The sequence below is a fragment of the Salegentibacter sp. BLCTC genome, assembly GCF_015143665.1.
Taxonomy (GTDB): domain Bacteria; phylum Bacteroidota; class Bacteroidia; order Flavobacteriales; family Flavobacteriaceae; genus Salegentibacter; species Salegentibacter maritimus.
This window is the reverse complement of record NZ_WYEW01000003.1, coordinates 278,327-302,647: the sequence shown is the minus strand read 5'-3', so window position 1 is coordinate 302,647 and position 24,321 is coordinate 278,327. Positions and strand designations below refer to the sequence as shown.

General features: G+C 36.8%; 20 protein-coding genes and 1 tRNA gene. 5 read left to right on the top strand and 16 right to left on the bottom strand.

The window, feature by feature from the left end; all coding sequences use genetic code 11:
* Nucleotides 1-3: 3 nt before the first annotated feature.
* From pdhA to porV, 3 genes are all read right to left on the bottom strand, one after another.
* The gene (gene pdhA, locus GUB10_RS04605; RefSeq protein ID WP_193710269.1) at nucleotides 4-1,005 is read right to left on the bottom strand and encodes a pyruvate dehydrogenase (acetyl-transferring) E1 component subunit alpha; all 1,002 of its coding nucleotides are present in this window, start codon (nucleotides 1,003-1,005) and stop codon (nucleotides 4-6) included.
* Between the two features lie 108 nt (nucleotides 1,006-1,113).
* Nucleotides 1,114-1,596 carry a cytidine deaminase gene (gene cdd, locus GUB10_RS04600; protein ID WP_193710268.1) on the bottom strand — a complete coding sequence of 161 codons (483 nt, stop codon included), beginning with the start codon at nucleotides 1,594-1,596 and terminating at the stop codon, nucleotides 1,114-1,116.
* Between the two features lie 192 nt (nucleotides 1,597-1,788).
* The gene (gene porV, locus GUB10_RS04595) at nucleotides 1,789-2,943 is read right to left on the bottom strand and encodes a type IX secretion system outer membrane channel protein PorV (protein WP_193710614.1); all 1,155 of its coding nucleotides are present in this window, start codon (nucleotides 2,941-2,943) and stop codon (nucleotides 1,789-1,791) included.
* 432 nt (nucleotides 2,944-3,375) lie between these two features.
* Between porV and gldJ the strand changes: the two genes are divergently transcribed.
* Both gldJ and murF read left to right on the top strand, forming a co-directional pair.
* Nucleotides 3,376-5,064, top strand: a complete 1,689-nt coding sequence (gene gldJ / locus GUB10_RS04590) for a gliding motility lipoprotein GldJ (RefSeq protein ID WP_193710267.1) — start codon at nucleotides 3,376-3,378, stop codon at nucleotides 5,062-5,064.
* A gap of 108 nt (nucleotides 5,065-5,172) precedes the next feature.
* The gene (gene murF / locus GUB10_RS04585) at nucleotides 5,173-6,471 is read left to right on the top strand and encodes a UDP-N-acetylmuramoyl-tripeptide--D-alanyl-D-alanine ligase (RefSeq protein ID WP_193710266.1); all 1,299 of its coding nucleotides are present in this window, start codon (nucleotides 5,173-5,175) and stop codon (nucleotides 6,469-6,471) included.
* Here the strand turns inward: murF and GUB10_RS04580 are convergent.
* The 3 genes from GUB10_RS04580 to GUB10_RS04570 all read right to left on the bottom strand — a co-directional run bounded on the left by GUB10_RS04580 (nucleotide 6,461) and on the right by GUB10_RS04570 (nucleotide 9,182).
* Nucleotides 6,461-7,081 carry a DUF4403 family protein gene (locus tag GUB10_RS04580; RefSeq protein WP_193710265.1) on the bottom strand — a complete coding sequence of 207 codons (621 nt, stop codon included), beginning with the start codon at nucleotides 7,079-7,081 and terminating at the stop codon, nucleotides 6,461-6,463. The two genes, murF and GUB10_RS04580, sit on opposite strands and share 11 nt — an antisense overlap.
* Nucleotides 7,082-7,324: 243 nt before the next feature.
* Nucleotides 7,325-7,852 carry a hypothetical protein gene (locus GUB10_RS04575; RefSeq protein ID WP_193710264.1) on the bottom strand — a complete coding sequence of 176 codons (528 nt, stop codon included), beginning with the start codon at nucleotides 7,850-7,852 and terminating at the stop codon, nucleotides 7,325-7,327.
* A 439-nt stretch (nucleotides 7,853-8,291) separates the two neighbouring features.
* Entirely contained in the window at nucleotides 8,292-9,182 is an 891-nt protein-coding gene (locus GUB10_RS04570) for a bile acid:sodium symporter family protein (protein WP_193710263.1), read from the bottom strand.
* A 255-nt stretch (nucleotides 9,183-9,437) separates the two neighbouring features.
* Here GUB10_RS04570 and galK point away from each other — a divergent pair, with 255 nt between their 5' ends.
* Both galK and GUB10_RS04560 read left to right on the top strand, forming a co-directional pair.
* The gene (gene galK, locus GUB10_RS04565) at nucleotides 9,438-10,598 is read left to right on the top strand and encodes a galactokinase (RefSeq protein WP_193710262.1); all 1,161 of its coding nucleotides are present in this window, start codon (nucleotides 9,438-9,440) and stop codon (nucleotides 10,596-10,598) included.
* Nucleotides 10,599-10,608: 10 nt separating this feature from the next.
* Nucleotides 10,609-11,649, top strand: coding sequence for a UDP-glucose--hexose-1-phosphate uridylyltransferase (locus GUB10_RS04560; RefSeq protein WP_193710261.1), 1,041 nt, complete (start codon nucleotides 10,609-10,611; stop codon nucleotides 11,647-11,649).
* Between the two features lie 395 nt (nucleotides 11,650-12,044).
* Here the strand turns inward: GUB10_RS04560 and GUB10_RS04555 are convergent, their stop codons facing one another.
* From GUB10_RS04555 to GUB10_RS04520, 8 genes are all read right to left on the bottom strand, one after another.
* A complete protein-coding gene (locus tag GUB10_RS04555; protein ID WP_193710260.1) occupies nucleotides 12,045-12,623 on the bottom strand; it encodes a hypothetical protein in 579 nt (192 codons plus the stop codon).
* A 2-nt stretch (nucleotides 12,624-12,625) separates the two neighbouring features.
* Nucleotides 12,626-13,333 (bottom strand): hypothetical protein, encoded by a 708-nt coding sequence (locus GUB10_RS04550; RefSeq protein ID WP_193710259.1) that lies wholly within the window; start codon nucleotides 13,331-13,333, stop codon nucleotides 12,626-12,628.
* Between the two features lie 271 nt (nucleotides 13,334-13,604).
* A tRNA-Met gene (locus tag GUB10_RS04545) sits at nucleotides 13,605-13,677 on the bottom strand.
* Between the two features lie 151 nt (nucleotides 13,678-13,828).
* Nucleotides 13,829-14,011 carry a CPXCG motif-containing cysteine-rich protein gene (locus tag GUB10_RS04540; protein ID WP_193710258.1) on the bottom strand — a complete coding sequence of 61 codons (183 nt, stop codon included), beginning with the start codon at nucleotides 14,009-14,011 and terminating at the stop codon, nucleotides 13,829-13,831.
* 3 nt (nucleotides 14,012-14,014) lie between these two features.
* Nucleotides 14,015-15,349 (bottom strand): TolC family protein, encoded by a 1,335-nt coding sequence (locus GUB10_RS04535; protein ID WP_193710257.1) that lies wholly within the window; start codon nucleotides 15,347-15,349, stop codon nucleotides 14,015-14,017.
* Nucleotides 15,333-18,539, bottom strand: a complete 3,207-nt coding sequence (locus tag GUB10_RS04530) for an efflux RND transporter permease subunit (protein ID WP_193710256.1) — start codon at nucleotides 18,537-18,539, stop codon at nucleotides 15,333-15,335. Before GUB10_RS04530 ends, GUB10_RS04535 begins: the two co-directional genes overlap by 17 nt.
* Nucleotides 18,536-19,678, bottom strand: coding sequence for an efflux RND transporter periplasmic adaptor subunit (locus GUB10_RS04525; RefSeq protein WP_193710255.1), 1,143 nt, complete (start codon nucleotides 19,676-19,678; stop codon nucleotides 18,536-18,538). Before GUB10_RS04525 ends, GUB10_RS04530 begins: the two co-directional genes overlap by 4 nt.
* A gap of 60 nt (nucleotides 19,679-19,738) precedes the next feature.
* Nucleotides 19,739-21,658 (bottom strand): ABC-F family ATP-binding cassette domain-containing protein, encoded by a 1,920-nt coding sequence (locus tag GUB10_RS04520; protein ID WP_193710254.1) that lies wholly within the window; start codon nucleotides 21,656-21,658, stop codon nucleotides 19,739-19,741.
* A gap of 107 nt (nucleotides 21,659-21,765) precedes the next feature.
* Here GUB10_RS04520 and GUB10_RS04515 point away from each other — a divergent pair, with 107 nt between their 5' ends.
* Nucleotides 21,766-22,152 (top strand): DUF983 domain-containing protein, encoded by a 387-nt coding sequence (locus GUB10_RS04515; protein WP_193710253.1) that lies wholly within the window; start codon nucleotides 21,766-21,768, stop codon nucleotides 22,150-22,152.
* Here the strand turns inward: GUB10_RS04515 and GUB10_RS04510 are convergent.
* Nucleotides 22,149-23,204 (bottom strand): FAD-binding oxidoreductase, encoded by a 1,056-nt coding sequence (locus GUB10_RS04510; RefSeq protein ID WP_193710252.1) that lies wholly within the window; start codon nucleotides 23,202-23,204, stop codon nucleotides 22,149-22,151. The two genes, GUB10_RS04515 and GUB10_RS04510, sit on opposite strands and share 4 nt — an antisense overlap.
* Nucleotides 23,205-23,414: 210 nt before the next feature.
* A complete protein-coding gene (gene gldN, locus GUB10_RS04505; protein ID WP_193710251.1) occupies nucleotides 23,415-24,308 on the bottom strand; it encodes a gliding motility protein GldN in 894 nt (297 codons plus the stop codon).
* Nucleotides 24,309-24,321 lie beyond the last annotated feature (13 nt).

The window sequence follows — 24,321 nt, the reverse complement described above, 5'->3', positions numbered from 1 at the left end:
AATTTATTGAGGTTTATGTGCTAAAAACGGATAATCTTCCTGTTCGTAAACAACATCATACATTACGTTCTTTTCAGGGAAGTCTGATTCTTCTGCGAATTTCTCGCACTCAGCAACCTTATCTTTAACGCGCTTGTTGATCTTTTTTATCTCATCTTCTGAAGCATACTTTTTATCCTTAATTATACCCAAGACTTTAGTGATAGGATCTAATTTCTGATATTCTTCAACTTCTTCTTTTGTTCTATATTTTTGAGCATCACTCATAGAGTGCCCACGGTAACGGTAAGTTTTTAATTCTAAAAATGTAGGACCTTCACCTTTTCTTGCTCTTTTAATCGCTTCATCTAGAGCCTCTGCCACCTTAATAGGATCCATAGCATCTACAGGACCACAAGGCATTTCATAACCATTACCGAGTTTCCAGATATCTGTCCCTTTAGCAGTTCTAGCTACCGATGTTCCCATTGCATAACCGTTATTCTCTACACAAAATACTACCGGTAAATTCCATTTAACCGCCATGTTTAAAGTTTCGTGAAGGGAACCCTGTCTTGCAGCGCCATCTCCCAGGAAGGTAAGTGTTACGGCATCACGCTTAAAGTATTTATCTGCAAATGCCAGCCCGGCACCCAGTGGAATTTGACCCCCAACAATACCGTGACCACCGTAAAAATTATGCTCTTTAGAAAAAATATGCATGGAACCACCAAGACCTTGAGACGTACCGGTTCCTTTACCATAAAGCTCTGCCATTACACGTTTAGGATCTACTCCTAAACCAATTGGCTGCACGTGGTTACGATAAGCAGTAATCATTTTATCCTTTTCCAGGTCCATTACATGAAGGGCACCTGCCAGGATAGCTTCCTGCCCATTATACAAATGCAAAAAACCTCTTACTTTCTGCTGTATATAAACTTGCGCAAGTTTGTCCTCAAATTTACGCCAAAACAGCATATCCTCGTACCACTTTAAATACGTGGCTTTTGTTACTTTCTTCATTTAACATATTAATTTTAAGCCAGACAGATAGGGTTTGCCAAGCGGATAACAAAAATACTATTTTAAACAAGAATGGAAAACAGTTTTCAAGCAAAAATAACGAAAACGTTATAAGGCCGTCTTATCAAACATTAAAGGAAGTAAATCTTTTATGGAATTTGCCTTCATAACCTGCCCACTTTCCCCCATAAAAAATACCGGAATTTCAGATTTCTGCTTCACTTCATACTCAACCAGCGCCTGCCTACATGCCCCACAGGGCGGCACAGGAGCATCAACTTTATGCTTCATAGATTTAGCTGAAACAACCATATAATTAATTTGTGCCTCTGGGTATTTAGCACCCGCATAATAAATTGCCGTACGCTCTGCACAAAGCCCGGAAGGATAAGAGGCATTTTCCTGATTACTTCCAGTAACAACTTCATTATTATTTAAGACAAGAGCAGCTCCAACCTTAAACTGAGAATAAGGCGCATAGGCATTATCACGGGCTCGCATAGCTTGCTTCATCAAATCCCGAATAACTTCAGGAAGCTCTTCGATAGACTCATAAACTTCAAAAGTTGAGGTAACTTTAAATGGCTTCATATAAATATATTGAACACAAAAGGTAAAATAAAGCTTTTATGCGGCAAACATTAAATTGCAAAAAGTATCCTAAAATTAAATTAGGTCGCGGCAAGCTAACAGAAGATTAGACGGAAACACTTTTTTTTAGACCCCAGAACCAAGCCTGGAGTCTCGATAACTATTAGGCATAAGTCCCGACTACAAATTAAATTAGTAGGCTGTATATTGATCTCCAAAATTAAAGGTTAAGCCAAAACGCAAAGTTCCCTCTAAAGGACTGGGAACAGAAGAAGTAGAAAATAAATACGACACATCTATATTCACCTGCTCGTATTTAAAACCCGCCCCGAAAGAAGCAAATCTTCTTGAACCTTTAGTTAGGCTCTCACTAAAATATCCTGCTCGAAATGCAAAAGCTTCGCGATACACATATTCGGCACCAAGGGCCCAGGTTACCTCCCTAAGCTCTTCACTAAAACCATCTGGAGCATCACCCCAGGATTTAAAAATTCCTTCAATAGCACCTATATCATTGTAACGCGCGTCATCTTCAGCATCAATTTCACCATCGCCATTAAAATCTTTAGGCGTTGGCACTAAAAGTTTATTGAATTCAACATAAGCTCCCAATCTATTTTCAATATCGAAAATAAAATCAAAACCTCCACCTACTTTAAAATTAGTAGGAATAAAGTTCTCCTGGCCGGCATCGTCATATTTCATTTTGGGACCAATATTGGAAATATTAGCACCCGCTTTCCAAACACCATCGAAACCAGAAAAAGTTAACTGATCACTCCTATAAAAAGCAGCTATATCTACCCCAAAACTATTTGCGGCACCTAAATCTTCTTCATCCTGCAAACCCAAGTTTGAGTGCAAATAACGCCCGGCCACTGCCATAGCAATATTTTCGCTTAATTTTAAAGAATAAGAAAGATCAAAAGTAAGTTCATTTGGATTCACCACAAGAGGTGCCTGTTCAATAGTAGAACGCCTTTCTATACTACCAAGACTAAAATACCTTAAACTGGAACCAAAGGCACTTCTTTCACTAATACGCTGGTAATAGGTGATATTTCCAAGAAAGATATCATTAACAATATCACTTAAGTAAGGTGTGTAAGAGACTCCAACCCCATGTTCACTAGGCGAAAAAGCGTACTTGGCAGGATTCCACTGCTGGGAAAAAACATCAGCGGAAGTAGCAACACCCTGATCTCCCATTCCGGCAGCCCGGGCATCTGCAGCTACCTGCAGGAAAGGCACTGCAGTAGTAATAACCCTATCCCTTTCTTCCTGGGCCATCATTTTAAACTGAGAACCTAAAACCACCCCAAGGATTAATATTGTAATTTTTTTCATCATGCTAGTTAATGATTAACAAATATATACTAATAATCTTGTTAAGAAAAGACCTTAAGTTTAAAATATCTTAAAAACGAAAAAGGAAATCGCTTTTATTCCCAGTTAAAGTCTAAAAATAATTAGTGTAGGTTTATAAAAACTCAAAATAAGCCAAAATATTGTATAATCAGTATTTTAACTACTTTTTTAATCCCAACGACCTTCAATTAAATAAAAATCATTTAATTTTGCTGCTTTCATGTGTAGCCTTCCCTTTAATTTTGAAAGTTATGCAGATGTTTTTAAAAACCCAAACACACCCTAAGCCCTAAGGCCATCAGGGGTTTAAATAAAATTAAAGCCCTGGCACCAACATAAAATAAACTTGTACTTTTAGCGTTAATTACTATATTGCAAAGCCTAATATTTCTACCAAAAGAGAAAACAAATATGAGAATCAATATTGCTTTTAGAGCCTTTACAACCCTTGTTCTTGGCGTTGGTTTGCTAAGCTGTAACAATTCCCGAGACTACGATAACAGATCCAGAGCAACCGGATGGGACATTAATTCAGATGAAGGCGGATTTCAATACAACACAGATTACAAAGAGCAAGAAGCCGGCCCAGGGCTTGTTTTTGTAGAGGGTGGAACCTTTACAATGGGACAGGTACAGGACGATGTGATGCACGACTGGAACAACACTCCTACCCAACAGCATGTTCAGTCTTTTTATATGGACGAAACGGAAGTTACCAATATGATGTATATGGAGTATCTTGATTGGCTAAAGAAAGTTTTCCCTCCTACACAGGAAAATTTCCGAAATATATACAATGGCGCCGTTCCAGACACCCTTGTTTGGAGAAACAGACTTGGATACAATGAAACAATGGTAAACAACTACCTACGCCATCCCGCATATGGAAACTACCCTGTAGTTGGTGTTAGCTGGATACAAGCGGTAGAATTCAGCAAATGGAGAACCGATAGGGTAAATGAGCTCTTACTGGAAGAGGGTGGTTATACCAAAGAAGGTGCCCGTTTAACCGACGTACAGGCAGGTACCACTTTTAACACAGAAACCTACCTTAACGCCCCAAGTAAAGCATATGGAGGCAATACAGAAATTAGCCAGGGAGGCGATGAGTCTCAGGATATGATTGAAAACCAAAACACCGATGCAGAAGGCAATGCTCTTGGCGGCCAAACTTATGTGCAACGCAAGGATGGTGTTTTATTACCAGAATATCGCTTACCAACTGAAGCCGAATGGGAGTACGCTGCTGCTTCTCTGGTAGGAATTAGAGATTACAATGTATATAGAGGAAGAAAAAAATACCCATGGGACGGGCAATACACTCGGTCTGGCGATGTAAAAAGACAGGGAGACCAATTAGCTAACTTTAAGCAAAGCGATGGAGATTACGGCGGAATTGCCGGTTGGAGTGATGATGGTGCCGATATTACTGCTGAAGTAAAATCTTACGAACCCAACGATTTTGGTCTTTATGATATGGCTGGAAATGTTGCAGAATGGGTAGCCGATGTTTATCGCCCAATAGTTGATGATGAATTTAATGATTTCAATTATTATAGAGGAAATGTTTACACTAAGAACGCAATTAATGAAGATGGAAGTGTAAAAGTAGTTGGTGTAGATGAGATTGAATTTGACACCTTAGCTACCGGAAGATTGGTTGCAAGATCTTATCCCGGAGACATCGCACAAGTACCGGTTACAGAAGATGATACTTACATGCGTACCAATTATACCAATAGTGACCAACGTAACTTTAGAGACGGCGACAAAAGCTCTAGCCGTTATTATAGATCGTATCAGGAAACCGAAGACGATTCCCAGCGTATGTACAACTCACCAACCTACAATGTAGCTGGCACTCGTGACACTTCTGGAGTGGCAAAACGAGGCTATGATAGTGCAGATAGAACAACCCTTATTAGCGATGAGGTAAGAGTTTACAAGGGCGGGTCCTGGAGAGACCGTGCTTACTGGTTAGACCCGGCACAACGCCGATATTTCCCACAAGACATGGCTACAGATTATATTGGATTTAGAAATGCAATGTCCAGGGTTGGATCAAAATCTTTAGATAGTAATAAAAAAGCTAAGAATTAGAGATTCTAATCTTCTAAAAATTATAAAAAAGCCCTATTCGTTTAGGGCTTTTTTTATAGTTTTATTTTTAAAGCAGCCAGAACCAAAAAGGTTTACAAAAAACCCATTATGAAAACAGCTATAATCCATCAAAGATTTCTTGTAAGCACCGGTATTTCTACCGACACCCGCAATATAAAACCAGGAAGCATCTTTTTCGCTTTAAAGGGAGCTAATTTTAACGGAAATAAGTTTGCTGCACAAGCTATTGCAAAAGGAGCAGCTTGTGCTATTATAGACGACAAGGATGCAGCCTTAAATAACAAGGAATACATAGTAGTAAAAGATAGCCTTAAGGCACTGCAAAAATTAGCCACATTTCATAGAAAGTTCCTGGGAATTCCAGTAATTGGAATAACCGGTAGTAATGGCAAGACCACCACAAAAGAACTTATTTCCAATGTACTCTCAAAAAAGCACAAGGTTACAGCTACACGGGGAAACCTAAACAACCATATTGGGGTACCTCTTAGCTTATTAACTATGACGGAAGAAACCGAGATAGGCTTAATTGAAATGGGAGCTAATCATCCCGGAGAAATTGAATTTCTATCTAATATAGCTATGCCTGATTACGGTTTTATCACAAATTTCGGAAAAGCTCATCTGGAGGGTTTTGGAGACTTAAATGGAGTTATACAGGCTAAGACTGAACTATATAGACATTTAAAAGAAAACAAGAAATTAATATTCCTAAATCTAGACGACGACGTACAGATGCAGGAAATAAACTATAAGCATACATTTAGTTTTGGAACAAACAGAAAGGCCCAGGTAAACATTATTTACCCCGAAAATAGTGAGTCGGCAACATTAAGCTTTAACGATATACTTTTTCAAAGTCAGTTAAGCGGCAGCTACAATTCAAAAAACATGGCAGCAGCACTATGTATTGGCCTGTATTTTAAAGTTCCTCTTAATGAAATTAGGACAGCTATAGAGGACTACACCCCCTCTAACAACCGGTCTCAGGTTATAAACTGCCATTCCAATAAAATTTATATGGATGCCTATAATGCAAATCCAACAAGTATGATGGCCTCCTTGCAACATTTTAATAACATACAAACCAACACCACCAAAATTGTAATCTTAGGAGATATGGGAGAGCTTGGGAATGCTTCAGAAACTGAACATCAAGTTGTGGTCAACTTCCTGGAAAATGCCAATATTTCGGAAATTTATCTGGTAGGAAAACAATTTAAAAAGACCAACACCAACAAGCCTAACATCATCAAATTTGAGAACACCAAAAATATTAAAAAGCATTTACAGCTTGCAGAATTAAAAGACTGCAGCATTCTCATTAAAGGCTCCAGGTCTATGGCTTTAGAGGAACTATTAGAGGTATTTGATCCTAAAGCTTAATCTCCTTTACATCCAAAAACCCATACGCACTTATATTAAGAAGAATTAATAGCAAACTGTCTCCTGGAATAATTTGGACAACCTTAAGAGTATTTACATTACCTGAAAGAAAAATACCAGGTGCAGTTTCCATTTTATCTCCAAGTTTATCGTTTACCACCCCTAGCTGCTCTTTGATATGAGGTTTGAGATCTAACCTCATTTTATTTTTAATCTTTTGATAAATTAAGGTATTGGCAAATGCTTCTAGTGAGTTATCCATAAACCAATTTTCGCTATGCCCTTCCAGTTCATATTCCTCTACATCTATCACCTGATCTTCTTCATTAAAACCTAAAGAAATATGCACAACCAAATCCACCTCTTTATTTTTAAAAAATGTAGTTAGTGTTTTCAGTCTCAAATGAAGGCTAATATCAAAGTTTGGTTCTTTACTTTTAACTAGACTAACACCAAGCACTTCCACATAATTTTTTACGGTACCCCTGGAGTCTTCCATCCCAATTTGCTCACCCAGTAATTGTCTCTGGAGTACAGCTTCTAACACCCGGTAACTAATCTTTACCGGTAAATCCAACCTTATATTGTCTTCCTTTAAAAATTTATTCATAACTGATGCTTCAGTTTTTAAATTAGCTTCTATAAAAAGGAAACTTAAGTTATTTCTGACAAAATATTCTGAAAAAGCAGTTAAATAAAATCAAACTTTTTAGTTTAATCTTATTTAGCAGAACACCTTATAATAGCGGAAAAAGAAAATTTTAGACATCACTTCAAAAGCAGCTTAATTTTTAACCCAGAAACATCTGTTTACAACTCTATAAATATTAAAAATAAGTAAGAACCTCAGCTATTACAATTCAGAATCCAGTTTAAAATTAAAACTACCATTACTTACCAACTTCACAGAATTATCTATACTATTATAAGCTTTAAAACCAAAATTTCCCTTAACATAATTACCATCGTCTTGTTGAATTTGTATAAAGGGAAGCTTGTTTTCTGCCTGCCTTGTTTCAGCATAAGAAAACCAGTCTCCAGCCGGATTAACCAAAGCATACCTCATCCAACTTTCACCAAATTTATCATATCCAAAAGTATATTTCTTTGGACCAATATAATTGCTTAGAAAAATCTCCATAATTTCCCCATTGTTTGTTTCGGCCCTTATCACAAAGCTAATGCCACCATAATCATTTAATCTCTTCTTACAGGAAATAATTCCTTCTACACGATCTATCTTGAGGTCCTCACCATCAATCTGCGCACTTAAAAATTCTTGTTCCTGTCCATTATCTATAGTGTCATCACCACTACATCCTACTAAAAGACATATTATCAAAAAACATGGGACTACCGAATATCTAAGAAAACCTCTCATAACTATAATGTTTAGCATATAACAATCAACTACTTAAAATTACTAAACATAGGTCTATCAAAACAGGGGTGTTTCACACTATTTAATTGCAAATCAATATTTTACATGTATTAATTTTTCTTAAATGCTTATTATAACAGCAAGAACCCGTTAATATTAACTATATAACTCTAAATCCCCCCTCACAATAAAATCCCAAATTGTGCTGTTTTTCCCTCAAAAACCAAAATATTTTATATCTCAAAATAATGATTTTCAGCATTTTGCATCCCATTTACGGAAATCCGTAAAAACCTACGTAACAAAAGGCCTAAATTCGTGACACATAAGAGCAAATAGATCTGTATTTGCACTTGTTTAATTTGGCGATTAAATAATACCGGTTGCAACGGAGATTAAACTGAGTAGGGTCTGTTTAATTTTTACGTAGCCGGTATTTTTATTTAACCACCTCACTTTTCTTTTTTCCGAAATAGTTTTTTAAAAGCCATCCACCCAAGAAAGTTGTAATTAAAGAAAAGCTACTGTAAAGAATCGGTACCAGGCTAATATTACTATCCCTCAACACCTGGTTGGCAATAAATAGTGCAAGCACACTATTCTGTAGCCCCATTTCTATAGCTATTGTATAGGCCGAGCTATGTTTCAGTTTAAACCACACACTAACCAGATAACCGATAATTATCGTTGTAAAATTTAAAATTATGAGCGGAATAAGAAGATTTAGATGCTTTAAATATTCAACATTCTGTTGCGATTCATCAAAAAAGATCACTACCAGAAAAGCCAGCAACATAATACCAGGTAAGATATATTGTAGAGCCTTATGAAGTTTACCACCAAACTTATGCCCAAAGAATTCATTTAAAAGTATCCCTAAAATTACGGGCAAAATCACAGTGAATAAAATATCACTCATCGTATCTCCAAAGCTCAAGCTAAAGGAAAGCGCATCATTTTCAAAAATCAAAAAACTCAACTGAACCACCAAAGGAACCGTGAATAGAATAATAAAGCTATTAAACGCTGTTAAAGACACAGATAACGCCACCCTTCCCTTAAGTACTTTGGTCACTAAATTTGAAGCTGTTCCCCCGGGACAGGCGGCGAGCAACATTATTCCAATTTTATACACAGGCTCTATTGGCCAAAAATAAATTAAAAGAAATGCGATAACAGGCAACAAAAGAATTTGAATAGCCAGCCCGGTAATTATGGCTCGTGGATAAGCAAAAACCCTCCTAAAATTCTTAAAATTCAACTCCAGGCCTATCCCAAACATGATAAGGCCCATAGCCAGCGGCATAAAAATATTGGCGATTTGTTGCATATTTCTTTTAAAACGAATTCAAGATAATATTTTTTTAGCTCGAAAGGACTTTCCCACATATTTACTCTTACAAACCAAGAGAAAGAGTTAATACTACTTTAAAAATTTTAGTTGTAAACTCTTTGATTCTTTGATGTGCAAGAATCTTTATTTAAGCTTTCGAAAGAACAAAAAAATTGAAAGATTTTAAAACAAAACAATTAATGTAAAAAATACGTTTATTATCTTTGAAACTCTCTTAAAACCAACTGCAATTTGAAACCAACAGATCTAAACAAGAACATCCCGGAAGAATTTAAAGATTTTAAAGCTGAAGTAAAGGTGGCTTCCCCCGGAAGAATTAATTTAATTGGCGAGCATACCGATTACAATCAGGGGTTTGTAATGCCTGCGGCTATAGACAAAAAAATTTATTTCCAATTTAGAAAAAACAACTACAATCTAGCACGCATTTACAGTGAAACCTTTGATGCTTATACAGAATTTAAGCTTCAGGAAATCACAAAAAGCAGCAATTCCTGGGAGAACTATTTACTGGGCGTTATAGATGAAATCCAGAAATTAAACAAGCAGCTAGAGGGTTTCGATTGTATTATGAGAAGTGAATTACCCATAGGAGCCGGAATTAGCTCTTCGGCGGCGTTAGAATGCGGTTTTGCGGGAGGTTTAAATTCCTTATTCAATTTAGAACTAACCCCTATGGATATCGTTAAACTTTCACAACGAGCAGAAAATAACTTTGTGGGAAGTAATTGCGGAATTATGGACCAATTTGCCTCAGTAATGAGCAAAAAAGATCATTTTATAAAGCTTGATTGCGAGACATTAGAACCCAAATTTATACCGGCTAAAATTCAAAATTGTAAACTACTACTCGTAAACACCAATGTTTCTCATAACCTGGCCGACAGTGAATATAATACACGCAGAAAGGAATGTGAAGATGTCGTAGCCATGATTCAGCAAAAATATACAGAGGTACAATCACTAAGACAGGTTTCTTTTGAAATCTTAGAAGAATTTAGAGATCAAATTGACGCCACAAACTTTAAACGTTGCCAATATGTATTAGAGGAAAACGAACGTGTGCGCCAAACAGAAAAAGCATTACAAGACGCTAACCTAAAATCAGTTGGCCAATTAATGTATGCCTCCCACAGAGGTTTACAACATCAATACGAAGTAAGCTGCCCTGAACTGGATTTTCTGGTCGATTTTTCTGAAGATAAAGACTTTATTTACGGCTCCCGAATGATGGGTGGAGGTTTTGGCGGATGCACAATTAACTTGATTGAAGCAGATAAGATTAAGGCTTATATTGAAGAGGTAGAAAAAGTATATAAGGCAAAGTTTAATATTACGCCAACAGCAATAACAGTAGTTCCAGATGCCGGAACTCAAATTACTAAAGTTTAAAAGAAGCAAGATGAGTACCGAAATAAACAAACATCCACACAGACGTTATAATATTTTAACCGGAGAATGGATTTTAGTTTCACCACATCGCACCAAAAGACCCTGGCAGGGAAAAACTGAAAAAAACAATAATGAGAAACGGGAAACCTATGATCCCAAGTGTTATCTATGCCCCGGAAACTCAAGAGCAGGTGGAGAAACAAATCCTAACTACACGGGAACTTACGCCTTTGAAAATGATTTTCCTGCCCTATTAACCGAAGCTCCCATAAAAGACTTTGATAACGGACTTTTAAAAGCCGAGGCCGAAACAGGAATATGTAAAGTGGTTTGTTTTTCTCCAGATCACTCCCTTACCCTTCCTTTAATGGAAGTAGATGATATTACCGAAGTCGTAAAACTTTGGAAAAAGGAGTACCAGGAACTGGGCAGTAAAGACGCTATAAACTATGTTCAGATTTTTGAAAACAAGGGAGCCATGATGGGGTGTAGTAACCCACATCCACATGGGCAAATTTGGTCACAAAAATCTATTCCAACAGAAATCTTAAAAAAATCCAGGCATTTTAAAAATTATTGGAACGAAAATAAAAGCAGTTTACTAGGCGATTATTTAAAACAAGAGTTAGAATTAAATGAGCGTATTTTAACTAAAAACGAGCATTTTGTTGCCCTGATTCCTTATTGGGCAGTTTGGCCATACGAAGCCATGATTATTCCCAAAAAGCATTATCAGCATATTGGGCAGCTAAATAAAGAAGAAGAAAAAGCTTTTGCCGAAATTATTAAGATACTCACTACAAAATACGACAATCTTTTTGAGACCTCTTTTCCGTATTCTTCGGGAATTCATCAAATTCCTACCAACGGAGAAGATTATCCTGAATGGCATTTTCACATGAGTTTTTATCCACCGCTTCTAAGATCGGCTACAATTAAAAAATTTATGGTAGGCTACGAAATGTTTGCAGGCCCACAGCGCGATATTACCGCAGAACAGGCAGCACAGAATTTAAACGCTCTTTCTGAAACACATTACCTTAAAAAATAATCGAAACTAAAACTTTCCTTTAAAAAGCCCTTTCATTATTTGGAAGGGCTTTATTATTTATCGAAACTGGACCAACATTGAATCAGGTTTCAAAGCAAGCGGGGTTTCCTATCCTACGCCTCTTTGATCCCTTGATCCGTTATTCTGTACTTATTCTGTACTATATGAAATAAAAAAAAGCTTCACATTTCTGTGAAGCCTTGTCTTTGCTAGTAGCGGGAACTGGAGTCTATTTGGTCCAATTTAATTTTTTACAGCCCTGATTATTAATTAATTAAAAATACAAATTTGCTTGATATGTGACAATTCCGTGACGGCACATCAGCTGAAAACTCCTAATACGCCTATGATTCACGGATTTTATGTTACATCGAATAAGCTCTTTTTTTTAAAATTTATCTTTTTTGTTGGAGTTTTAAAAGTTCATATTTAAGCTCTTCTTGTTTATCTTCAACATCCTTTAACTCGCTTTTAATTTCATTAATATCGCTTTTAGAGTTTTTTGAATCACTTAAAATCATTTTGATACTACTAGAATTTTCTTTGGCTGCGTTTTGAATATCATTATATGAAAGCGCATAGATTACTCCTGTAATTACAACCAACCCTACAACTGTCCAAACAAACCATTGTATATCTAATTTTGATTCAATTTTTGGCTCAAGTTCCTTTCTCAGAGTATCACTGGAGTCAGAAATTTTATCGTTTACATTCCTGATATTTTCAGTCAAACTATCATATCTGAGATTAAAACTATCATTCAATTGTAATATTAGACTATTTGTTCCGCCAGTTTCATTTTGACTTAAATCAACATTATTTAGAGGTCGGTGCTGATCAGAATGAAATCCAGAGGAGGTTGCTGAACTTTGATATGATTTTCTTTGATTTAATTTACCTAAGCTTTTTTTCAAATCATATTCATCCCTACCCGGAGAAGAATTCTGCTTTTTATGTTTCTTCTTTTTAGCCATTCCTAAAAGTCTTTAAGTTTCTCAACAAGGGACTTCTCAACAGCTAAAGATGCTGTAATAACATCTTTAATTTTACTTTTACTATTTATTTCTTGATTATCAGTCCGTAATAAATAATTATCAGTATCAATAGCTATACCTGGATCATTATTCCGTTCTGGATGCCTAAATTCCTTATTTAAAAAATTATCATTTTCCTGAATAGGTCCTACATGGTAGGTCCCATTCTGATAAACAATTTGGAGTCTTAAATCGGTAGTTGGGAAGTCCTTTAAAAAAATCGTTGATGGGAATTCCTCCTCAAACTTCTTTAGAATTTGATTAAACTTTCTGGATTTAGTTTTATAGGTACCTTGAATTCTACAACCTATACGGTTAAGGGTAATATTTCCAAGGTGAGTTTTAATAATTTCATATGATTTAAAAACATCACTAATGAAACTTTCGACTGATTGAATGTTAGAAGATATCAAAGCAAACCTATTAACTTCCATAACCAATAGATTTCTTACTAAAGTCTCCTCGGTATGATCTGCAATTTTAAAACCAGAATCACCTATGGTCCACTGACCACCTTTAATAATATTTTGCTCAAATAATTCGTCTAAAATAGATCCCTTAACATCTAAAAATTTAGCCACAGGTTTAAACCTTAATTCTAGTACAATCTTTCGATTTAGAATTAAAGATTTTTCAATATTATTTCTCATCTATAATCGGTTAGTTTTCGGTATTTCTATAAATATCTTCACAAGATAAAAGGTTTCCTTAAGAAGTTGGCACAGATTATCCCCTCTGTACTCAGTCTCCATTAAATCCAGTTGACTAATACATTTAACTAAACTCAACAAGCAACCCACTACCCACTGAAATTCAGAACCCTAAGTTAAAACACTTGCTTGAGCTTGTGCCAAATTCGTGACACTTTTTTACTTAAAACGACGAAACCCCCAGTGTTTACTGAGGGTTTCGTGGATTTAGTAGCGGGAACTGGACTCGAACCAGTGACCTTCGGGTTATGAGCCCGACGAGCTACCTACTGCTCTATCCCGCGATATCGACTGCAAATATAAGACGTTTTTTAAGTTTCAGCAAAGCTTTTTCAATAAAAATTAAAGAAAAAATCAGGAAAAATAATGCATACCTGAATATCAAACAACTAGCCTAGTCTTTTAATATAAAAGAATTAAAAACTAAAGAAATAATTATTGCTCTATGCTATTGGCCTCAAAAGCCTGCAACTCATTTTCATGAAATGAAACCACAAACTCAATGGGATTACAGCAATTCTCACAGTCTTCAATATAAATTTGTTGTCTCACCGAAGGATCTAGCAAAACCGATATTTCTTCCCAGCAATATGGGCATTGAAAAAAGTGCTCAAACATATATTACAATTCAACATTCAACAATTGACCGGTAAGCTGTAACAAGCTTAACTCGGCAAGCTTGGCATCGTATTTTGCAAGGCTTAGACTTGTCCTGGCATCTAATAGGTTAACCTGGGCCTGCCTAAACTCAATAGAAGTAATTCTTCCAAGTTTAAATTGTTCCCGGGATCGTTCAAAATTATCTTCATTGGTCCTTACATTTTCTTTCTGGACCTTATAAATATATAATCGGTTTTCATAATTACCAAGGGCATTGGCAATGTCTCTTCTAATTCCCAGCGAGAGTTGCTTTTTTTGTAATTGCTGGTTTTCATGATTTATTTTAGCATTCTGTACGCGCAGGCTTGTAGCCCCCCCATCAAATAGATTCCAATTTAAACTAACTCCACCCGAAATCCCGTCGGTAGTTTGCCTACTACCCGGAAAAAATGCCGTTGCTGCACTTCGGTTGTAATTCCAGCCATAAGAACCGCTTAGGTCTATGGTAGGCAGGTATCCCGATTTACTTATTTTAATATCATAGGCTGTAATTTCCAAACTTTTATCTAACTGTAGTAAAGACACATTATTAACTTCGGCATCTGCAACATAGCTATCCAGCTGTAATTTTGGGATAAAGCTTACCGTAGTATCCACACTAAAATCTTTATGTGTCATTTGGCGGTCTAATAATACGTTTAAATCTCTTTTTGTATTACTAAGCTGTTGCTGTGTCTGTAGAAGGTTTACACTATCGTTATTAACATCTACCCTGGCATTAAGGACCGCAAGATTGTTACTTTGTCCAAAATCAAATTGATACTGCGCCCTGGTTACTCGATCTTTTGAAGTTTCCAAAACATCTTTTAAAACTGCTACATTTTCAGTAAGCCGTGCGATTTCATAATACACAGCTAATAATTGTAACATGGTATTTTCTATAGTTTCCCGGGCCTGTAATTTTGAAAGCTGATATTCCTCTTTTAAACTTTTATAATTATACAACCTGCCCAGGCCATCAAAAAGGGTATAATTTAAATTCACAGAGGCGTTATAAGAATTGTTTTCTATCCCATCTTGCTGTAACGGTTCTCCATCTTCGGGTTCGGTTAACCTATCGTTTAAATCGTATCCTGCTCCTGCCCTACCCGTAAGTGTGGGCAAATAACCTGAATTTAAAATCCCCTTATTATTTCCAGCAATTTCAACCTCATTTTCGGCAATTTTAATTCCATAATTAAATTCTAGCGCAAGTGAAATCGCCTTTTCTTTTGTAATAACTTCTTTCTCCTGAGCCAGGAGATTCCCTATAAAAAAAAATAGGATTGCAAAAGTTAGCTTAACTGACCTCTCCATGGGCTTTCTCTTCTTTTTGTTCTTTTATTGCTCTTTCTACTTCTTCATTGCTTACCTTATTTCCCGTGGCAAGCCATTTTCCGCCTACTTTAATATTATTGCTGATAGATAAAAGTAATGGCAGCAGGAGCAATGTTAAAACAGTAGCGATGGCAATTCCGTAAGAAATAGAGATTGCCATGGGTTTTAAAAACTGAGCCTGCCTGCTTTTCTCTAAAAGCAATGGCGCCATTCCTGCTATGGTGGTAAGTGAGGTAAGAAAAATAGCTCTAAACCTGGCACGACCGGCTTCATACAATGCATTCTCAAACTTCATCCCATTTCGCAAGTTCACGTTGAATTTACTAATAAGCACCAGGCCATCATTAACCATAATTCCAACTAAGGCAATAATTCCTAAAGCTGAAAGTACATTTACCGGAAAATTATGAATCCAATGTCCCCAGGCTACTCCAATAATGCTAAAAGGAATCATAATCATTAACAGTAATGGCTGACTGTAACTTCTAAAAGTAAAGGCGATTACTGCATAAATAAGAAATAACACTACCGGCAAAACTCCTTTTGCTGAACTGGTTAATTTATTCGCCTCCCTGTTTTGCCCTTCATAAGAAACAGAAAGGCTGGGGTATTTTGCCAAAAGTTCTGGCATCACATTGCTTCTAATATCTGCAAGTATTTCCGTTGAGCTTCCATTAGGATCTTCCATATCTGCACTCACCCTAATTTCCCTAAGTCCGTTTAAATGGCTTATAGATTCAGTACCACGAATAATCTTATAACTGGCTATTTCTTCAAATGGCACACGATCTCCTCCCGGGGTTGTTAAGCGCATATCGTCTAAATCGTTAATAGAGGAACGATTTTTAAGGTCGTAACGCACCCAAACCCTTATCTCGTCCTGACCTCTTTGAAAACGCTGTACCGGGGTTCCAAAAAAACCGTTTCGTATCTGGCGCATAACTTCATTAAGATCTAATCCTAACGCATAGGCGCTTTCCTTAAGCTCAACATTAATTTCCTTTATTCCCTGCGGATCATTATCTGTAACATCTTTTAAGAGCGGGTTGTTCTCAAAATTCTCCTTCAACTCTTCTTTTGCAGCTTCCAATTCCTGGAGGTTGTTCCCCAATAACGACACCGAAACTGGTGAACCTCCAAAATTACCACCCGAACCAAAAGTAAGGTTTTCTACCCCATATACAGGCCCAACTTCATCCCTTATAGCATTGGTTATCTCGGGAGATCCAAAATCCCTTTCTTCACCTGGAAGTAAATTTACTTGCAAAGAAGCTTTATTATTCCCGGGACCAACTCGTTTTATAATATTCTCTACTACGTCCTTATCCCCACTTTGACGCTTACTAAAATCTTCATTAACCCGCCAGGCTGCTGCTTCAACCATAGAGATAATAGAATCTGTTTTTTCAGGATTAACACCCTCGGCCATTAGAAGGCTTATACTCACACGGTCACTGGCAATACTGGGAAACAAAGTAACCCTAATCCAGTTTCCGCCAATAGCTCCAATAGTAAAAATTAGGATCGCCACTAAAATTCCTAAGGCTAATATTTGTTGCCTGAGCACAAATTTTAATATTGGGCTATAAAATTTATCCCTTAGATAGCTCATAGCATTATCTCCTACGCGATTTACAACGCGCATCTTAATAAAGAGTTTTGCAAGCCCCTTTTTCTTTTTATCTTCTTCTGGTTTTCTTGCCTGCAAAGCTTTGGAATGAGCAATATGTGCAGGCAAAATTATAAGCGCCTCTACAAGGGAAACTATCAAAGTTAATATAACCACCGTAGACACTTCTCCGAAAAACTCCCCTATTCTACTATCTAGAAATAAAAAAGTAGAAAACGCCAAAACCGTAGTTAGAATAGCGGAAATAATGGGCGGAATAACCTCCATAGTTCCATCTAAGGCCGCCTGAATGGGAGATTTCCCCATCTCGTAATGCTGATAGATGTTTTCACCAATAACAATACCGTCATCTACCAGGATACCAATTACAATAATCATCCCGAATAAGGAGAGCACATTAATGGTTACGCCAAATTGCCCGGCAAAAATAAACATTCCCAGAAAGGCTATAGGCAGGCCAAAGGCTACCCAAAATGCCAGTCTTATATTTAAAAAGATGGATAAAAATAATAGAACAAGTAATATTCCTACCGCGCCATTCTCAAGTAATAATTGAGTTCTTTGACTTAAGGTGATAGACGAGTCTGAAACAACATCCAGTTTAATCTTACTGGCTTTTGCGTTATAGTCTTTTATATAGGCTTTTACCTTTTTTGCCGCAGATAAAAGATCTTCGTTATTTGTATTGCTTATAGCTACATTTACGGCGATATTCCCATTAAAATAAGAAGAATTGGAGGTTTCGCCAAACTGATCCCGAACTTCAGCTACATCACTTAAGCGTGTAGTTTGCCCGGTGACTGAAGACCTAATTACCAGATCGTTTAAAGCATCTGCATAGTAACTTCTGCTATTTGCCCTTATTAGATAATCTTCGGCTTCGGTTTTAATAGTTCCCCCGGTACTTAAAATATTTGAAGCTCCAACGGTTCTTGCAACTTCTTCAAAAGTTAAATTATAAGCCAAAAGATCGTCCTGGCTAACGGCTATTTCAATTTCTTCTTCTGGGAAGCCCGAAATTTCTATTTGCGAAACACCGTCTAGTTGTCGTAAATCATTCTCAATTTGCTCACTAATACGTTTCAAAGTTACCAACGGCACATCTTCACCGCTTATGGCAAAACTAATAGAAGGCCTAACCCTTTCCTGTTTTGAAACCACAAGTGGCTCCATTCCCCCGGGAAAGCTAGGCACCCTATCTACCGCGTTCTTAACTTCGGTAAGCATAACATCTATATTCTCGTCTTGCTCAATCTCTACGGTAATAGAACCACCACTTTCGCGTGCTGTAGATGTTACCCTATCTATACCTACAAGGCCCTTTAGGTTATCTTCTATTTTTAGAATAATACCTTCCTCAATTTCCTCGGGTGCCGAACCGGGGTAGTTTACATTGATATTTATAATTCGGGAGTCCTCCAGCGGAAAGAAAGAAGAGTTTAAACTGGCCACTCCAACAATACCAAAAATTACAAATGCAAGGATGAGTATATTTACGGCTACCTCGTATTTTATAAAATAACTGATTAACTTTCTCAAAGTTCTGTAGCTTTAGCAGTGTCTATTTTCTCCTGAATTTGCACTTCCATTCCCGGGTATGCTCCAGGAACCGGAGCAGAAACCAAAGTCTCACCATCTTCCAGGCCTTTTACCACCACTTTATTACTCGAAAAATAAACCGGGTTAATTTCCTTTAAAACCAAAGCGCTATCCTGTACCAAATAAACTTTGGTACGATCTATTAACAATTCCCTGGGGATTTCTATGGCATTTTCTTCGTCCCGCGCGTCTAATTGTGCCTCCAGGTACATTCCTTCCCTAATCCCGGGCTCTTCAATTCTTATAAAAACCTGTATGGTTTGTGAGGCCCTATCTACCCTGGCGTTAATTCGACTTACCGTACCTTTAAAAGTTTGATTACCTTCAAGGTCCTGTAGTTTTACATCTTCCCCCGTTTTCAAAAGATCTGAAAACCTTTTTGCCACGGCTACTTCCAGTTCGTACACCGATGGGTCTATAAATTCCCCCAATTTTTGGCCAGGTCTTACCAAAGTACCGGGATTTACGGCAGCTTCGGTTAAGACACCATCAAATGGTGCTCTTATGGTAAACTTTCTAAGGCGTTCTTCCAGGTTTTTTATATTATAATAAGCTGATTCGATTCCCCGACCGGTAACGAAGTACCGCTCTTTATCTGAATCTGGCTCTGGCAATGGTTTTATAGAATTATTGATATCAAAATTAGTAAGATATTCCTGCCACTTTGGGAAAGATTCCGGGTAATCTAACCGAAGGTCTGGCATGATAGAAGTGATATTATTAAATAATTCACTTTTAGCTGAACGCACACTGGCAGCATATTCTTCTGAATTTATACTTAAAAGAACCTGCCCCCGGCTATAAAACTGCCCCGGCCTAAAATCTTTACTGCTACGCTGAAATATGCCCTGTACTTCCGAAAAAAGCTCCAGTTTTTTAAGTGCTGTTACATTTCCATTAGCAGGAACCACAATAGGTACCTTACGGTTTTCTACAGTTTCTACGAATACATTTTTTATAACTTTAGTGCTTTCCGGCACTTTTTTCACATTACTGTCAATAATTGCTTTTGCCCCAAAAACTGCTAAAACAATAAGTAATACTCCAATAAAAGAAAGAATGATTTTGCGTTTATCCATGTTTGTAAGACCGCATTCTTTCCATTTGGTTTAATTTTAGAATTGAAATTTTACAAAAAACTATTCCAAATCATCAAGAAGCTCCTGAATTTCTTCCCATTCCTGCATTAAAGAGTTTAATTCTTTTTTCTTGCTTTTATACTTATCTAAATACCCGGGACGGGCCATAACCTCTTCGTAACTTGTAGCCAATTCCATATCCCGTGCTTCAAGATCCTTCTCCAGCTTCGTTATTTTAGACTCGGTGTTACTTAGTTTATTTTTCAGGGATTTTATCTTCTTTTGATCCTTGTAGGCCTTTTTGTTGTTAGTGGCGGCTATTTCTTTTTGCACTTTTGCAACCTTCTCCTTCTTCTCAACACTTCGCATATCTTCCAGCTTACGTTGGTCTAAAAAGAAATTAATATCTCCTAAATACTCCTTGATCTTAGAGTCTTTAAACTCATAAACCTTATTGGTTAAGCCCTGAAGGAAATCCCTATCGTGCGAAACAATTATTAAGGTTCCTTCAAACCTGTTTAAAGCTTCTTTTAAAACGTTTTTAGATTTTATATCCAGGTGATTGGTAGGCTCATCCATAATAAGCACATTAAAAGGCTGTAGCATAAGTTTACAAAGGGCCAACCTGTTTCTTTCACCACCAGAAAGCACTTTTACCTTTTTATCTACTTCATCTCCCCTAAAAAGGAAAGACCCCAACATATCCCGAACTTTGCTTCGGTTCTTTTCGTTGGCGGCATCAATCATAATATCATGTACGGTTTTTTCACCCTCCAGGTAATCTGCCTGGTTTTGAGCAAAATAACCTAACTGTACATTATGTCCTAGTTTAAGATGTCCTTCATAAGAAATTTCATTAATTATAATCTTGGCAAGGGTAGTTTTACCCTGCCCGTTTTGCCCAACAAAAGCTATTTTACTTCCACGTTCTATTAAAAGGTCAATACCGTTTAACACCTGATTATTACCATAAGCTTTTGCTATATTTTCGGCTTCTATCACCACTTTTCCGGGTTGTATAGAAAGCGGGAAGCTTACATTCATCACCGCATTATCATCTTCATCTACTTCTATACGGTTTATCTTATCCAATTTTTTAATAAGCGATTGTGCCATGGAAGCTTTTGAAGCCTTAGCACGAAATTTCTCAATAAGTTTTTCGGTAGTTTCAATCTCCTTTTGTTGGTTCTTTTGTGCAGCCAATTGTTGTTCTCTTAACTCTTTTCTAAGAACCAGGTATTTTGAATAGGGTTTATTGAAATCGTAAATTTGGCCTAATGAAATTTCTATGGTCCTATTGGTTACATTATCCAGGAACATTTTATCGTGAGAGACAATAACCACACAACCAGAATAATTATTAAGAAAATTCTCTAACCAAATTATACTTTCAATATCCAGGTGGTTGGTAGGCTCATCCAGTAGCAAAATATCGTTATTTTGCAACAACAGCTTGGCCAGCTCAATACGCATTCGCCAACCTCCAGAAAAAGTCTCGGTTAATTTATCAAACTGTTCCCGCTGAAAACCGAGTCCCAGTAACACCTTTTCGGTATCACCTTCATAATTATAACCTCCAATAATTTCGTAGGTATGGGTTATCTCACTAAGATCCTGAATAAGTTGTGTATAAGAATCACTTTCATAATCGGTTCTTGTCGCTAATTGATGGTTAATATCATCTATTTGCTTTTCGAGTTTCTTTATTTCCTCAAAGGCTTGTTGAGTTTCCTGCAACACAGTTCGCCCTTGTTCAAAATCAATATCCTGCTTTAAGAAACCTATATTTAACTCTTTATCTCTTGCTATTTGGCCTTCGTCATATTCCTGCTCACCGGCAAGAATTTTAAGCATAGTAGATTTTCCGGCTCCGTTCTTTCCAATTAGTCCCACGCGATCTCCGGCACCAAGCCTAAAGGTTAACTCTTCAAAAAGGTATTCTCCGCCAAAAGAAACAGAGAGGTTATGAATATTAAGCATTTGTATATTTTATTTTTGCAAATATGCCTAAATTTACAATGTGAAAAAAATATGTTCACGCCCAATCTACACAGTCATAAATACATATAACTCCCTGAATACCAATTATGAAATTTTTAGAAGGAAGTAAACTTTACAGTATTTTTACCGGCACCTGTCCGGTTTGCCATGCAGAAAGCATGTACAAAGAAAGCAATCCCTATAAAATACACCGTGTTTTTGAAATGCACGAACATTGCTCTAACTGTGGTACTAAATATAAAATTGAGCCCTCTTTCTTTTTTGGAGCTATGTATGTAAGTTATGCGGTGGGAATTGCATTTGCAGTCGCGGCCTTTATAATCACTTATCTTTTTGTGGGTAGTGATTTAATGACCTCCTTTTGGGCAATTATAGGAACCCTGGTGGTTTTTATGCCTGTAATTATAAGATTATCCCGAAATATCTGGATTAATTTCTTTTTACACTACAAACCAAATGCTGGCAAAAATTAAGCAGGAAAATGCTTTTTATTAAATCGGTGTAAATCTATTTCGGCCGGAAGTGGAATTTGATCTTCAATCAATTCAATTAATTGGGCTGAGACCATAGGAGAAATCAGGATTCCCCTACTCCCAAAACCATTACAACAATAAAGGTTTTGATGCTTTGGATGCCGTCCTACAATTGGCTTTCTATCATTACTGGCAGGCCTAATCCCCGCAGACTGATCCAATACCTCATATTTACAGCTAATGAGTTTTAAAAGCTTCTCTTCCAACTCATTCCTTGCTTCTTTGCTTGGCCGCGGATCTTTATCTTTACTATTATAGGTTGCGCCCACTTTATATAAATTATTGCCCAGGGGAATAATAAAAACCGAAGATTTCACCGCTTCCTGTAGCTGCAATTCTTCTGAATAAATTGTGAGATATTCACCTTTATTTCCGCGAAGCGGAAGGTAGTTAAAGAATGGATTTTGCTGCATTCCAAAACCTTCACAAAAAATAATTTGTTTAGCTGAAATACCATTGTATTCCACTGAATCGGGTTTAATCTGAAGCTTATTGTATTCGAATCTTTCAAACTTAATTTTGCCTTTTTTATTTAAATAGTTCCGATATTCATTTAGTAAAACATCGGTATCCACAATTCCGGTTTGCCGTACCCTGCCAAATGAAAACTCAGAAGGAATACATGCATTAATTTTCTTAACTAAATTAGTGTCTAAAAATTCAGAAAGCAACGGTTTATCTGCTGCTGCAAACCAGTTATTTTGTTCTTCAGCCGAATAAAATTTCCTATAGATTTCTATGGGGTAAACAATTTTTGCCTGTAAATGCTCCTCCATTTCTTTATAAAAAGGAATTGCGGTTTTCATATGCTCATGGGCATTCCAGGCCAGTGTAAAGCGCTTTAGAATTACCGGATTAAACAATCCGCCGGCCACCAGGGAAGACCTTTGTGAACTGTCCTCAAAAACCACAAACTGCTTATTCCTTTTTTCCAGGTTACGACTTATAGCCAACCCACTTAAACCTAATCCAACTACTATATAATCTAACATATTTCAAAAATAAAAAATTAAAGCAAATTGTGTCCTTGCAGCATTCCCATTAAAAACCAGCCATAAAAATCAAAGGAGGCATTTATTAAAATATAAATGTTTACTATTAAAAAATCCGCTCATTAAACCAATTTAAAATTCACCTTTAGGTAGGCATAAAAAAAGCGCTCCCGGGGGAACGCTTTATATTTTATTATGGTTTTTACAGCATTAGTAATTCCACATATCTAACTCGAAGTTTCGTATTTGTTCTTTTATACGTTGGGCTTCCAGAAGTTCCATAAAGGCATTATCCACAATATATTCATCTACTTCGCGATCTCCATAAACATTTTCTTCTTTGTATATTACTGAAGAAAACCTCCTGGAATTAAGCAAATGATCGAAAGTGACAGACTGGCCTGAGTTATTGCCGGTAAAGGCTTTATTATCATGCAAAACTTCTCTGGCATCGGGGAACCAAATCCAGAACAGTTCAACAAGATCTGTTTGACCTGAGTCTATAAAATTAACATCTGGAGCAACCGGTGCAATACCAAGGAGACGGTATTTCATCTCTGCCTGGCGCTTATCAAAATACCACATACCGCGAATATGATATTCGGCTATATCAGCTGCACCAAGATCCCTACGATCTATAAATTGCGCATCTACCTGCTCTCCTGCATTATATTGCTCAATACCCAGATCTGTTGTATCTACTTTAGAAATCGTTGCCTGGATATCTTTTAAAGTACGCTTTTCATTAAAATAAGAATCGGCATAAATATTCTTAATCTTTCCGTCTTTAATAGCAGCAATCAGAACATCATAAAGAGCACGACGATTGTTTCCAATGTTATTAGTATCTATTGGATAATATAGTGGAAAGTTAACCCTTTCGTCCAGATCTATCTTCTCCCATACAATTTTAGACCACAACACATCTCGTTCTTCAACATACCCATACTCTAACGGCTTATCATTTAAGTCGCTTTGAATTTGAGCTTCAGTTCTTTTCCCTATATCTTCCGGACTATTGGCATTTAAGATATTAGCCTGTCCATAAGATGTTACGGTAAGAACCAACATCAAAGTATTTAATAAAAATCCTCTCCAACTCATCTTCTAAATTTTA

Bases quoted from the DNA above. Each gene is read 5' to 3' on its own strand.
- GUB10_RS04535 (WP_193710257.1), bottom strand. From the start codon at position 15,349: ATGGAGAGGTCAGTTAAGCTAACTTTTGCAATCCTATTTTTTTTTATA.
- gldN (WP_193710251.1), bottom strand. From the start codon at position 24,308: ATGAGTTGGAGAGGATTTTTATTAAATACTTTGATGTTGGTTCTTACC.
- murF (WP_193710266.1), top strand. From the start codon at position 5,173: ATGAAAACAGCTATAATCCATCAAAGATTTCTTGTAAGCACCGGTATT.
- GUB10_RS04560 (WP_193710261.1), top strand. From the start codon at position 10,609: ATGAGTACCGAAATAAACAAACATCCACACAGACGTTATAATATTTTA.
- GUB10_RS04515 (WP_193710253.1), top strand. From the start codon at position 21,766: ATGAAATTTTTAGAAGGAAGTAAACTTTACAGTATTTTTACCGGCACC.
- GUB10_RS04525 (WP_193710255.1), bottom strand. From the start codon at position 19,678: ATGGATAAACGCAAAATCATTCTTTCTTTTATTGGAGTATTACTTATT.
- GUB10_RS04550 (WP_193710259.1), bottom strand. From the start codon at position 13,333: ATGAGAAATAATATTGAAAAATCTTTAATTCTAAATCGAAAGATTGTA.
- pdhA (WP_193710269.1), bottom strand. From the start codon at position 1,005: ATGAAGAAAGTAACAAAAGCCACGTATTTAAAGTGGTACGAGGATATG.
- porV (WP_193710614.1), bottom strand. From the start codon at position 2,943: ATGAAAAAAATTACAATATTAATCCTTGGGGTGGTTTTAGGTTCTCAG.
- GUB10_RS04510 (WP_193710252.1), bottom strand. From the start codon at position 23,204: ATGTTAGATTATATAGTAGTTGGATTAGGTTTAAGTGGGTTGGCTATA.
- GUB10_RS04570 (WP_193710263.1), bottom strand. From the start codon at position 9,182: ATGCAACAAATCGCCAATATTTTTATGCCGCTGGCTATGGGCCTTATC.
- GUB10_RS04540 (WP_193710258.1), bottom strand. From the start codon at position 14,011: ATGTTTGAGCACTTTTTTCAATGCCCATATTGCTGGGAAGAAATATCG.
- GUB10_RS04580 (WP_193710265.1), bottom strand. From the start codon at position 7,081: ATGAATAAATTTTTAAAGGAAGACAATATAAGGTTGGATTTACCGGTA.
- GUB10_RS04575 (WP_193710264.1), bottom strand. From the start codon at position 7,852: ATGAGAGGTTTTCTTAGATATTCGGTAGTCCCATGTTTTTTGATAATA.
- gldJ (WP_193710267.1), top strand. From the start codon at position 3,376: ATGAGAATCAATATTGCTTTTAGAGCCTTTACAACCCTTGTTCTTGGC.
- GUB10_RS04555 (WP_193710260.1), bottom strand. From the start codon at position 12,623: ATGGCTAAAAAGAAGAAACATAAAAAGCAGAATTCTTCTCCGGGTAGG.
- cdd (WP_193710268.1), bottom strand. From the start codon at position 1,596: ATGAAGCCATTTAAAGTTACCTCAACTTTTGAAGTTTATGAGTCTATC.
- GUB10_RS04520 (WP_193710254.1), bottom strand. From the start codon at position 21,658: ATGCTTAATATTCATAACCTCTCTGTTTCTTTTGGCGGAGAATACCTT.